Source organism: Enterobacter sp. Taxon_8 (assembly GCF_058354585.1).
Genome location: NZ_CM177989.1, coordinates 2,176,385 through 2,187,994, shown reverse-complemented (window position 1 = coordinate 2,187,994; position 11,610 = coordinate 2,176,385). Strand labels below are relative to the sequence as shown.

Below are 11,610 nucleotides of genomic sequence, written 5' to 3'. Positions count from 1 at the left end.
GTTTCGCCGGGGGAAAGCGTATGACGTTCTGGAGCATAGTGCGCCAGCGCTGCTGGGGGCTAATCCTGGTGGTGGCCGGTGTCTGTATTATCACCTTTATTATTTCGCACCTGATCCCCGGCGATCCTGCCCGTCTGCTGGCCGGCGATCGCGCCAGCGACGAAATCGTGCAGAACATCCGCCAGCAGTTAGGGCTGGACCAGCCCCTGTACGTTCAGTTTGGCCTCTACGTGGACGCCCTGGCCCACGGTGATTTAGGCACCTCCATCCGTACCGGTCGTCCGGTTGCGGAAGACCTGAAGGCCTTTTTCCCCGCCACGCTGGAGCTGGCCTTTTGTTCTCTGCTGCTGGCGCTGGTCATCGGCGTGCCGCTGGGGATTTTGTCGGCGGTCTACCGCAACCGCTGGCTGGATCACCTGGTGCGTTTAATGGCGATGACTGGCATCTCCACCCCGGCCTTCTGGCTTGGGCTGGGCGTCATCGTGCTGTTCTACGGGCACCTGCAAATCCTGCCGGGCGGCGGGAGGCTGGACGACTGGCTCGACCCGCCGACGCACGTCACCGGCTTTTATCTGCTGGACGCGCTCCTTGAGGGCAACGGCGAGGTCTTTTTCAATGCGCTGCAGCACCTGATTTTACCCTCGCTGACGCTGGCATTTGTCCACCTGGGCATCGTCGCACGCCAGGTCCGTTCGGCGATGCTGGAGCAGCTTAGCGAGGACTACATTCGTACGGCCCGCGCCAGCGGCCTGCCCGGCTGGTATATCGTCCTGCGCTACGCCCTGCCGAATGCGATGATCCCGTCGATTACCGTGCTCGGGCTGGCGCTGGGGGATCTGCTGTACGGCGCCGTGCTGACCGAAACCGTCTTTGCCTGGCCGGGCATGGGCGCCTGGGTGGTGACGTCCATTCAGGCGCTCGATTTCCCTGCCGTGATGGGCTTTGCCGTCGTGGTTTCGCTGGCCTACGTGCTGGTTAATCTGGTGGTCGATCTGCTTTACCTGTGGATTGACCCGCGAATCGGGCGCGGAGGTGCCGAATGATGTTAACGCAGGAAACGCCCGTCCCGGTTAAAACCGCCAGACAACGCATCAGCTGGGCAAAGCTGTTCTGGATGCTGCGTCAAAGCCCGCTCACGATCGTTGGCGGCGTCATTATGCTGGTGATGCTTTTCATTATGGTGGCCGCGCCGTGGATAGTGCCGCACGACCCGAACGCGCTGGATCTGACCGCCCGCCTGCAGGCGCCTTCTGCACAGCACTGGTTTGGCACCGACGAGGTGGGCCGCGATCTGTTCAGCCGCGTGTTGGCGGGCAGCCAGCAGTCCATTACCGCCGGGCTGGCGGTGGTGATGATTGCGGGCGGCATCGGCTCGCTGCTGGGCTGTCTGTCCGGCGTGCTGGGCGGGCGCGGCGACGCCGTCATCATGCGGGTGATGGACATTATGCTCTCCATTCCTTCCCTGGTGTTGACCATGGCGCTGGCCGCCGCGCTGGGGCCGAGCCTGTTTAACGCCATGCTGGCAATTGCGATAGTCCGCATTCCGTTCTACGTCCGCCTGGCGCGCGGCCAAACCCTGGTGGTGCGCCAGTTTACCTACGTGCAGGCCGCCCGCACCTTTGGCGCCTCCCGCTGGCATTTGATCCGCTGGCATATCCTGCGTAACGCCCTGCCGCCGCTGATCGTGCAGGCGTCGCTGGACATCGGCAGCGCCATCCTGATGGCCGCCACGCTGGGGTTTATTGGCCTGGGGGCGCAGCAGCCGACCGCCGAATGGGGCGCGATGGTGGCCGTCGGCCGTAACTACGTTCTGGACCAGTGGTGGTACTGCGCGTTTCCCGGTGCGGCGATTTTGATAACCGCCGTGGGCTTTAACCTGTTTGGCGACGGTATCCGCGATCTGCTGGATCCGAAATCGGGAGGAAAACAGTGATGACCGATCCGGTACTCAAGATTGAAGACCTGCATCTGAGCTTCCCGATTTTTCGCGGCGAGGTTCACGCGCTGAACCACGTCTCGCTGGAGATCGGCAGGGGTGAAATTGTCGGCGTGGTGGGCGAATCCGGTTCGGGTAAATCGGTGACCGCCATGCTCGCCATGCGTCTGCTGCCGGAAGGCAGCTACCGCATTCATCATGGTCAGGTGAAATTACTCGGCGAAAATGTCCTGACGGCATCCGAGAAACAGCTTCGCCAGTGGCGCGGCGCAAAGGTGGCGATGATTTTTCAGGAGCCCATGACCGCCCTCAACCCGACGCGGCGAATTGGCAAACAGATGGTCGAGGTGATCCGCCAGCATCAGCCGCTTTCCCGGCATGAGGCGCAGCAGAAGGCGATTACCCTGCTGGAAGAGATGCAAATCCCGGATGCGAAAGCGGTCATGGCGCGCTATCCGTTTGAGCTGTCCGGCGGGATGCGCCAGCGGGTGATGATCGCCCTTGCCTTCTCCTGCGAGCCGGAGCTGATTATTGCCGACGAACCGACCACCGCGCTGGACGTCACCGTCCAGCTGCAGGTGCTGCGCCTGCTGAAGCACAAGGCACGGGCCAGCGGCACCTCGGTGCTGTTTATCAGCCACGATATGGCCGTGGTGTCCCAGCTCTGCGACAGAATGTACGTGATGTATGCGGGCAGCGTGATCGAGAGCGGTGCCACGCAAACGCTGATCCACCAGCCTGTGCATCCCTATTCCATTGGACTGCTGCAGTGCGCGCCGGAAAACGGCCAGCCGCGCGCCCCGCTTCCCGCCATCCCCGGCACGGTCCCCAACCTCATCCAGCTTCCGCAGGGTTGCGCGTTCCGCGAGCGCTGCTTTGCCGCCGGGGCGAAATGCAGCGAAACGCCGCGCCTGCAGCCCCATGGCGCAGAGGGCCAACAGGCCGCCTGCTGGTATCCACAACGGGAGAAAGCCCATGTCTGATGTACTGCTGGAACTGGATAGCGTGCACGTCAATTTTGCAGCGCGTAAAAACTGGCTGGGCCGCGTGACGGAAAAGGTCCATGCGCTTAACGGGCTCGACCTTGAGATCCGTCGGGGAGAAACGCTGGGTATCGTCGGGGAATCCGGCTGCGGGAAAAGCACGCTGGCCCAGCTGCTGATGGGCATGCTTAAGCCCAGCACCGGCGCCTGCCAGCGGGCGCACCATGCGGGCGGCATGCAGATGGTGTTTCAGGATCCGCTCTCCTCGCTCGACCCGCGCCTGCCGGTCTGGCGCATCATCACCGAGCCGGTTTGGGTACAAAAGCGCAGCAGCGAGCGCGACCGCCGCCAGCTGGCTGAAAACCTGGCGCTGCAGGTGGGCATTCGCCCGGAGTATCTCGACCGGCTTCCGCACGCCTTCTCCGGCGGGCAGCGCCAGCGCATCGCCATCGCACGGGCGCTCTCGTCCGATCCGGATATCATCGTGCTTGATGAACCCACCAGCGCCCTGGACATCTCCGTGCAGGCGCAGATCCTCAACCTGTTGGTGGCCCTGCAGCAGCAGCGTAATCTGACCTACGTGTTGATCTCGCATAACGTCTCGGTGGTCAGGCACATGAGCGACCGCGTGGCGGTGATGTACCTTGGGCAGATTGTGGAGCTGGGCAGCGCCGCACAGGTGCTTGGGGAGCCGCGCCATCCTTACACCCGTCTGCTACTCGATTCGGTTCCCCGCACCGGTGAACCGCTGGATGAGACGCTGGCCTTACGCAAAACGGAGCTTCCCGGCAACCGTCATCTGCCCGAAGGCTGTTTTTTCCGCGACCGATGCCCGATGGCCGCGCAGGGGTGCGAGCGTCCTCAGCCGTTACAGCCCTCTCGCGAGGGCCGTGACGTCCGCTGCTGGCGAAGTCTGGGTTAAATTTGCGCCATCCCGCCGTCCACGAACAGCTCGGTGGCGTTAATAAAGCTGGCCGCGTCGGAGGCCAGAAACGCCACCGCTTTCCCCACCTCACCGGGCGCGCCTAAACGCCCCAGCGGTACCTGCGCGGCCAGCGCGTCGTACAGCCCCTGGCGGTGCTCTTCCGGCACCAGATCGCCGAGGCCAGGGGTTTTGATCGGGCCCGGGCTGACCACGTTGACGCGGATCCCACGGCCCTGCAAATCCAGCGCCCAGGAGCGGGCAAAGTTGCGCACGGCGGCCTTACTGGCGCTGTAGACGCTAAAGTTTGCCGTCCCCTTAATGGAGACCGTCGAGCCGGTCAGAATAATCGACGATCCGGCGGAGAGCAGAGGCAACGCCTTCTGCACCGTAAACAGCACCCCGCGGACGTTGGTGCCAAAAATCCGGTCAAACTGCTCTTCGGTGATCGCGCCCAGCGGCAGCATATCCCCGCCACCCGCATTGGCGAACAGAATATCGAGGCGGCCTTCTTCTTTGGCTATCCGGGCATAGACCTCGTCCAGATCCGCCAGTTTTGACACGTCCGCGCGAATGCCCACTGCCGTTGAAGCAATTTCTGCGACCGCCGCTTCAAGCTCGGCCTGACGGCGTCCGGTGATATACACCTTCGCGCCCTGCGCCGCCAGCTCCTGCGCCGTGGCAAGACCAATGCCGGTGCTGCCGCCGGTGACCAGTGCGATTTTTCCTGAGAGAGTCGTGTTCATGTCATTTACCTTTTGTTGGGTTTGCGTTGGACAAACTTTAGCCCTTGCAGGATTAGTGAAAAACCGGCAAAAATGAAAATGACTATTCACATACAGAAATAATAAGAGGTCATCATGGACCAGCTCATGGCGATGCGCGCCTTTACGCGGGTCGTGGAATCCGGAAGCTTTACCCGCGCGGCGGACTCGCTGAATATGCCGATCGCCACCCTGAGCAAGCTGGTCAAATCGCTTGAGGCGCACCTGGATATACGCCTTCTGCACCGCACCACTCGACGGGTGGTCGCGACGCCTGAAGGGATGGAATACTATGAAAAAGCGCTCAGGGTCTTGATAGATATCGAAGACATCGACACCGCGTTTCGCATTTCCCGCGCGACGCCAAAAGGGCATCTGCGGGTTGATATAGGCGGATCCACCGCCCGCGACGTGCTTATCCCCCTGCTGCCGGATTTTATGCGGCGCTACCCGGAGATCCGCATCGACCTTGGGGTAGCCGATCGTCCGGTGGATCTCATCAGCGGTAACGTAGACTGCGTCATCCGCGGCGGGCCGCTGAACGACTCTACCCTCATCGCCCGCCATATTGGCAACGCCGAAATGGTCACCTGCGCGACGCCGGGTTACCTGAAAAACCATGGCGTTCCGGCCTATCCGCAGGAGCTGTGCAACGGCCACAAGCTCATTAGCTACCTCTCGCCCGTCACCGGGCGGGCATTTCCGTTTCGCTTCAGAGAGAACGGCGAGACGCTGGAAATCAACGTTCCGCATTATCTCGGCGTAAATGAAAGTAATGCCCATCTGGCGGCTGCCGCGGCGGGGCTGGGGATCGTTCAGACCTTTGAGTATTCGGCAAACGCGTATTTACGGGCGGGAACGCTGACGGCGATTCTGAGCGACTGGCGCCCTGCCGCCTATCCGTTTCATGTGGTTTACCCTCAGAACCGGCATCTGACGCACCGTCTTAAGGTGTTTATTGCGTGGCTGGCGGAGGTGTTTCCCGCCGCGCTGAAGGGATAGCCGGGCGCAAACCCGGCTGCGGTTTAATTAAGCTTATAGTCCAGCGTAATCTCAGCCTTCAGGAGCTGCGATACCGGACAGCCCGCTTTTGCTTTCTGAATAATGCCATCGAACTGCTGGGGGGCGATGCCTGGAACGGTGACCTTGCTTTTCAGGGCAACCTTTGTGATGGCAAAGCCGCCGTCGGTTTTATCCAGAGAGACGTCCGCCGTGGTATCAATAGAGTCAGCGGTATAGCCCGCTTCACCGAGCATCAGCGACAGCGCCATCGAAAAACAGGCCGCATGTGCCGCGCCAATCAGCTCTTCGGGGTTGGTCCCCTTTTCGCCCTCAAAGCGGGTATTGAAACCGTAAGGCTGTTGATTGAGAACGCCGCTCTCGGTGGAAACCGTCCCTTTACCGCGCTTAATGTCGCCAGACCAGTGTGCCGAACCGTGCTTATGAATAGTCATTCTTGCTCTCCTTTTGGCTTACAAAGGGTTAAGTATAGACTACGCATCTGACCCACTCTGGAACACAGACAATTCCAGGACTTTCACCTGCTGAACCGACAAAAAGGATAATGATATGGCGCTAAAAATCAGCATGGCCGTTGCCCTGACCACACTGGCGGTATCGCTGTCTTCACTGGCGAAAACGCCGGAGAATTTTATCTATACCAGCTCCGGCGAGCTCGACGCGGTGTTTCCGCTCGTTGCGCGAAGCGATGTCGGCGGGGTGCAGATCGTTTACAACTGGCGCTTGCTGGAGCCCGGCAAAGACAACTATGACTTCTCGCGGATAGAACAGGATCTGGCACGCGTTAAAGCCGCCGGAAAAAAACTCTTTATTCAAATCCAGGATCGTTTCTTTGAGGCGGACGCCCGCTACGTGCCGGACTATCTGATGCACGATAAGCAATACGGTGGGGGGATTGCGCCGCAGTTCGATAACCCCGGAGAAGGCAAGCCTGTCGGTTCCGGATGGGTGGCGCGTCAGTGGGATCCCGCCGTGCGCCAGCGCTACCAGGCTTTGCTGGCCGCCATCGCGAAACGCTTTGATGGCGAGGTGTATGGCGTAAACCTGCCCGAAACCGCCATCGATCTCGACGAAAAAAATCCGCCCGCCGGGTTTACCTGCGACAGCTATTTCGCTGGAGAAATGGAAAATCTGGCCTTTGCGCGAAAGGCTTTTAAGAAATCACACGTGGTGCAATACGTGAACTTCTGGCCGTGCGAGTGGGATAATGACCACAACTACATGGGCCGTCTGTTTACGTATGCCAGCGCCAACAATGTCGGTCTGGGTGGGCCGGACATTGTTCCCAACCGCAAGGCACACATGAAGAATGCCTATCCCTTCTTCCATAAAAATAAACAGACGCTGCCGCTCATCGCCATGGCGGTTCAGGAACCGACCCTGACCTATAAAAATCCTGAGACCGGCAAGCCCTTCACCAAAGCAGAATTTGATCGGTTCGCGGAAAATTATCTCGGGGCGGATATTATTTTCTGGAGCACGTCCTCTCCCTGGCTAAAGGCAAAATAATCACCCGTAAACCCTACTCTTAAGCCAGGTAGCGGGCCAGTTCGTCGAGAAACACGCGCAGCGCGGCAGGCTGATATTCCCGTGACTGATAAATGCCATGGATGGCAAGCGGTTTCGGCTCCAGCGCCTCCAGTATCGGTACCAGCAATCCCTGATCCAGCGCGGCACGCGCCTCGCGCTCCGGCAGCATGGCAATACCGCAGTGCTTGATCGCCGCGTCCATCAACAGTGAAGAGATGCTGGCGCTCAGGTTGCCGCTGACGGCCACGCTCAGGCTTTCCCCTTCTGGCGTCAGGAAGTGCCAGGACTGCCCGGCAAAAAAGCTGTAGTGCAGACAGTTGTGCTGCGCTAATTCTTCAGGGCTGACGGGGGTACCGTGCTGTGCCAGATACGCCGGCGAGGCGCAGAGCACCGAGCGGCACTCCCCCAGCCGGCGGGCAATCATGCCGGGTTCAGGGTTATCGGTAATACGTACGGCGACATCAATGCGCTCTCCCACCAGGCTTATCGGGTGGTTGTTCACGTCCAGCTCAATGCGCAGCTGCGGGTAGCGCGAGAGCAGACCGGGCAGCACCGGCGCAATCAGATGCATTGCGGTAAAGTGCGCGCAGGCCACCCGCAGGGTGCCGGACGGCAGATCTTTTTCCGACTGGCCTTCAATTTCCTGTGAGATCTGCGAGAGCGTCCGCGTTTTTTGCAACACCTTTTCGCCAGCCGCGGTCAGCGTCAGCTTGCGCGTGGAGCGGTTTACCAGCCGCGTGCCCGCCCATTTCTCCATCTGTTCAAGGTATCGGCTGACCATCGGGCGGGAAATACCCAGCGCGCGGGCTGCAGCGCTCAAACTCCCCAGCTCGCATATCCGGTTGTAAACCTGAGCGGCAATAACGCGATCCATATAAGCTCCATTTGCTCGATTTATGAAACTAAGCATGTCTTGTTTCAGGAATTCTGGCAAATGCAAATATCCGTACAATAAAGACATTCCTGAACAACAGAGACAACAGCATGAAATTCACTCACCTTGCCCTGCTTTCCACCCTTTTCACACCCGCTGTTTTTGCCGCGCCGTTGACCATTGACACCTATAATCCGCAGGAGAAAGGCATTTTCGCTGTCTCCTCCACGCTGGTTTCCGGCCCGAAAGAAGCCGTACTGTTTGACGCGCAGTTCAGCGTGAAGGATGGCGAAGCGCTGGTAGAGAAAATTCGCCGCAGCGGTAAAACCCTGAATAAGATTGTGATCACCTCCGGCGATCCGGACTTCTATTTTGGCCTGCAGCCGCTGGTCAAAGCCTTCCCGAACGCCAAAGTGGTGGCCACGCAGCACGTGGTTGACCACATCAAGGCCACCAAAGACGCCAAGCTCGCCTTCTGGGGTCCACAGATGAAAGACGGCGCACCGACCGAGCTGGTCGTCCCGCAGGTGCTCGCCTCCACCACGTTTATGGTTGACGGTGAGAAGATCGACATAGAACAGCCTGACAGCTACGCGGCCTATGTGTGGATCCCGTCAGCGAAAACGATCCTCGGCGGCACCGGGGTAGCCTGGGGTATTCACGTCTGGACGGCAGACACCCAGACGGCGGAAAGCCGCAAGCAGTGGCAGGAAACGCTGGTGAACATGGCGGCGCACAAACCCGAGCGCGTGATTCCGGGTCACTATCTGGGTACCCCGCCAGCCGGGACAGGGGCGATTGATTTTACCCGCGACTATCTGCAGCATTTTGAACAGGCGTTATCGGCACATAAAGATTCTGCGGGCGTCATCAGCACCCTGAAAAAACAATATCCAAACCTGGTCGAAGAGAGCTCGCTGGAATTAAGCGCTAAGGTGAATACTGGCGAAATGAAGTGGTAATTTAAATTCTGCTCCTGCTATATTTTCGTGATAGCAGGAGCACCGTTATAATATCCTCTCAACAGCACTTCGATTAACCCCCACATTTCAAAAGCGCATAAAAGCATGCACTTATGTCATTTTTATTTCTAAGATGAATCTGAACCACAACCGGGAAAATATTTGCCATTCTGTTTATGAATTAAATTTTTTGCGAGCCGTACCATTAAACAGAAAACGACACGGAGGCAGCATGTTTACTTATTACCCGGCTAATACCGCAGCAGCACAACCTGAACTCGTTAACGCGATTGCGCAGGGTCTTCACGCCGAGCACGGTGCTGTGACTGAAGATGACATTTTGATGGAACTGACCAGGTGGGTGGAATCCACAGATAATGACATCCTCAGTGACATCTACCAGCAGACCATTAACTACGTCGTCAGTGGGCAAAACGCACCCTTGTAAAAACCTGCTAAGCTGGATCTGCAACCTAAGGGGTTACATTTCGTTTGCGTAAGCAAACTGGTCCTTAAAACTATCAACAGGATTGAGGAGTTAACATGAAATCAAACCGTCAGGCACGCCATATTCTGGGACTGAACTACAAGCTTTCGAATCAGCGTAAAGTGGTGATTGAAGGCGACCACGAAACGCAGGTCACGCACGCCACCGGCAGAAAACGCCACGCCGGCAAGTAAGTTTCAGACTGAGATCCAGAACACCATCGGTAATCCCGGTGGTGTTTTTGTTTATGTGTTGCGGTAATTAATATTTAGCTCCTTTATAATACCGTCGGACCGCATCCCATCGCACAGGCCAGAAAGATGACAAACAGCAGTGTCAGGGACGGATCTTCATAAAAAGAGTGAGTGACATGGACAACAAACTGAAAAAACATCGTTCCTTATACATCCCATACGCAGGACCGGTTTTACTCGAATTCCCCCTGCTCAACAAAGGCAGCGCCTTCAGTATGGAAGAGCGCAGCAGCTTTAACCTGCTGGGTTTACTGCCGGAAGTGGTTGAAACCATTGAAGAACAGGCAGAGCGCGCGTGGATCCAGTATCAGGGTTTCAAAACTGAAATCGACAAACACATTTACCTGCGCAACATTCAGGACACCAACGAAACCCTCTTCTATCGCCTGGTGCAGAACCATCTCGAAGAGATGATGCCGGTGATCTACACCCCTACAGTGGGTGCGGCCTGCGAGCGCTTCTCAGAGATCTACCGTCGCTCCCGCGGGGTATTCATCTCCTATCAGAACCGTCACAACATGGACGATATTCTGCAGAACGTGCCGAACCACAATATCAAAGTAATTGTGGTGACCGACGGCGAACGTATTCTCGGCCTCGGCGACCAGGGCATTGGCGGGATGGGGATCCCCATCGGTAAACTCTCTCTCTATACTGCCTGCGGCGGCATCAGCCCGGCGTATACCCTGCCGGTCGTGCTGGACGTCGGCACTAACAACCAGCAGTTGCTAAACGACCCGCTCTATATGGGCTGGCGCCATCCGCGTATTACCGACGACGAGTACTATCAGTTTGTCGACGACTTCATCCAGGCAGTGAAGCACCGCTGGCCGGACGTTCTGCTGCAGTTTGAAGACTTCGCGCAGAAAAACGCGATGCCGCTGCTGAACCGCTATCGCGATGAGATCTGCTCCTTTAACGACGATATCCAGGGCACCGCGGCCGTGACGGTGGGTACGCTTATCGCCGCCAGCCGCGCAGCCGGCAGCCAGCTGAGCTACCAGAAAATCGTCTTCCTGGGCGCAGGCTCTGCGGGCTGCGGTATTGCCGAGCAGATTATCGCCCAGACCCAGCGCGAAGGCTTAAGCGAAGAGCTGGCCCGCTCCCGCGTCTTTATGGTTGACCGTTTCGGCCTGCTGACCGACGGCATGCCGAACCTGCTGCCGTTCCAGACGAAGCTGGTGCAGAAACGCGAAAACCTGAAAAACTGGGATACCGACAACGAAGTCCTTTCCCTGCTGGACGTGGTGCGCAACGTGAAGCCGGATATTCTGATCGGCGTTTCCGGGCAAACCGGTCTCTTCACCGAAGAGATTATTCGCGAGATGCACAAGCACTGCGAGCGCCCTATCGTGATGCCACTTTCCAACCCGACCTCCCGCGTGGAAGCAACGCCGCAGGACATCATTGCCTGGACCGAAGGTAACGCGCTGGTTGCGACCGGCAGTCCGTTCGACCCGGTGGTGTGGAAGGATAAAACCTATCCGATTGCGCAGTGCAACAACTCCTATATCTTCCCGGGCATTGGACTGGGCGTCATCGCCTCCGGCGCGTCCCGCATTACCGATGAGATGCTGATGTCGGCGAGCGAAACCCTCGCGGGCTACTCTCCGCTGGTCAACAACGGTGAAGGGCTGGTGCTGCCGGAGCTGAAGGACATACATAAGGTGTCGCGTGCAATCGCCTTCGCGGTAGGTAAAATGGCGCAGCAGCAGGGCGTGGCGGTGAAAACCTCTGCCGACGCGCTGCAGCAGGCCATCGACGACAACTTCTGGAAGCCTGAATACCGCAGCTATCGCCGTACGTCGATTTAATCCGCTCCGCCCGGTGGCGCTTCGCTTACCGGGCCTACGGGCCGGGTGTTTTCCCTCTCCCTGT

At 58.4% G+C, this 11,610-nt stretch carries 13 protein-coding genes; 10 read left to right on the top strand and 3 right to left on the bottom strand.

Features of this window, described 5'->3' with window-relative positions; genetic code table 11:
* Nucleotides 1–20: 20 nt before the first annotated feature.
* The 4 genes from AC4IBF_RS10340 to AC4IBF_RS10325 are packed head-to-tail and all read left to right on the top strand — an operon-like array spanning nucleotide 21 to nucleotide 3,841.
* Nucleotides 21–1,043 (top strand): ABC transporter permease, encoded by a 1,023-nt coding sequence (locus AC4IBF_RS10340; RefSeq protein WP_491463293.1) that lies wholly within the window; start codon nucleotides 21–23, stop codon nucleotides 1,041–1,043.
* The gene (ddpC, locus tag AC4IBF_RS10335; protein ID WP_288461228.1) at nucleotides 1,040–1,933 is read left to right on the top strand and encodes a D,D-dipeptide ABC transporter permease; all 894 of its coding nucleotides are present in this window, start codon (nucleotides 1,040–1,042) and stop codon (nucleotides 1,931–1,933) included. The genes AC4IBF_RS10340 and ddpC overlap by 4 nt, the downstream gene beginning before the upstream one ends.
* Nucleotides 1,933–2,919, top strand: coding sequence for an ABC transporter ATP-binding protein (locus AC4IBF_RS10330; RefSeq protein ID WP_325848173.1), 987 nt, complete (start codon nucleotides 1,933–1,935; stop codon nucleotides 2,917–2,919). The genes ddpC and AC4IBF_RS10330 overlap by 1 nt, the downstream gene beginning before the upstream one ends.
* Nucleotides 2,912–3,841 carry an ABC transporter ATP-binding protein gene (locus tag AC4IBF_RS10325; protein WP_348942739.1) on the top strand — a complete coding sequence of 310 codons (930 nt, stop codon included), beginning with the start codon at nucleotides 2,912–2,914 and terminating at the stop codon, nucleotides 3,839–3,841. Before AC4IBF_RS10330 ends, AC4IBF_RS10325 begins: the two co-directional genes overlap by 8 nt.
* On the opposite strand, the gene AC4IBF_RS10320 is transcribed toward AC4IBF_RS10325, so the two are convergent.
* Entirely contained in the window at nucleotides 3,838–4,587 is a 750-nt protein-coding gene (locus AC4IBF_RS10320; protein WP_136194908.1) for an SDR family NAD(P)-dependent oxidoreductase, read from the bottom strand. The two genes, AC4IBF_RS10325 and AC4IBF_RS10320, sit on opposite strands and share 4 nt — an antisense overlap.
* Nucleotides 4,588–4,701: 114 nt before the next feature.
* Between AC4IBF_RS10320 and AC4IBF_RS10315 the strand changes: the two genes are divergently transcribed.
* A complete protein-coding gene (locus AC4IBF_RS10315) occupies nucleotides 4,702–5,607 on the top strand; it encodes a LysR family transcriptional regulator (RefSeq protein WP_133294473.1) in 906 nt (301 codons plus the stop codon).
* 23 nt (nucleotides 5,608–5,630) lie between these two features.
* Here the strand turns inward: AC4IBF_RS10315 and AC4IBF_RS10310 are convergent, their stop codons facing one another.
* Nucleotides 5,631–6,059 carry an OsmC family protein gene (locus tag AC4IBF_RS10310; protein ID WP_023311893.1) on the bottom strand — a complete coding sequence of 143 codons (429 nt, stop codon included), beginning with the start codon at nucleotides 6,057–6,059 and terminating at the stop codon, nucleotides 5,631–5,633.
* A gap of 115 nt (nucleotides 6,060–6,174) precedes the next feature.
* On the opposite strand from AC4IBF_RS10310, the gene AC4IBF_RS10305 reads away from it, so the two are divergent.
* Nucleotides 6,175–7,134, top strand: a complete 960-nt coding sequence (locus AC4IBF_RS10305) for a hypothetical protein (protein ID WP_136194910.1) — start codon at nucleotides 6,175–6,177, stop codon at nucleotides 7,132–7,134.
* Between the two features lie 19 nt (nucleotides 7,135–7,153).
* Here AC4IBF_RS10305 and AC4IBF_RS10300 read toward each other — a convergent pair whose 3' ends face one another.
* On the bottom strand, nucleotides 7,154–8,029 hold the full coding sequence (locus tag AC4IBF_RS10300; RefSeq protein WP_136194911.1) for a LysR family transcriptional regulator: 876 nt from the start codon (nucleotides 8,027–8,029) through the stop codon (nucleotides 7,154–7,156).
* 110 nt (nucleotides 8,030–8,139) lie between these two features.
* Here AC4IBF_RS10300 and AC4IBF_RS10295 point away from each other — a divergent pair, with 110 nt between their 5' ends.
* The 4 genes from AC4IBF_RS10295 (at nucleotide 8,140) to AC4IBF_RS10280 (ending at nucleotide 11,546) form a co-directional block, all read left to right on the top strand.
* Nucleotides 8,140–8,991, top strand: a complete 852-nt coding sequence (locus AC4IBF_RS10295) for a Vmh family MBL fold metallo-hydrolase (RefSeq protein ID WP_133294476.1) — start codon at nucleotides 8,140–8,142, stop codon at nucleotides 8,989–8,991.
* Between the two features lie 232 nt (nucleotides 8,992–9,223).
* Nucleotides 9,224–9,439 (top strand): biofilm-dependent modulation protein, encoded by a 216-nt coding sequence (bdm, locus tag AC4IBF_RS10290; RefSeq protein WP_008501713.1) that lies wholly within the window; start codon nucleotides 9,224–9,226, stop codon nucleotides 9,437–9,439.
* Between the two features lie 95 nt (nucleotides 9,440–9,534).
* Nucleotides 9,535–9,672 carry a stationary-phase-induced ribosome-associated protein gene (gene sra / locus AC4IBF_RS10285; protein ID WP_008501714.1) on the top strand — a complete coding sequence of 46 codons (138 nt, stop codon included), beginning with the start codon at nucleotides 9,535–9,537 and terminating at the stop codon, nucleotides 9,670–9,672.
* A gap of 176 nt (nucleotides 9,673–9,848) precedes the next feature.
* Nucleotides 9,849–11,546 (top strand): NAD-dependent malic enzyme, encoded by a 1,698-nt coding sequence (locus AC4IBF_RS10280; protein ID WP_023335794.1) that lies wholly within the window; start codon nucleotides 9,849–9,851, stop codon nucleotides 11,544–11,546.
* Nucleotides 11,547–11,610 lie beyond the last annotated feature (64 nt).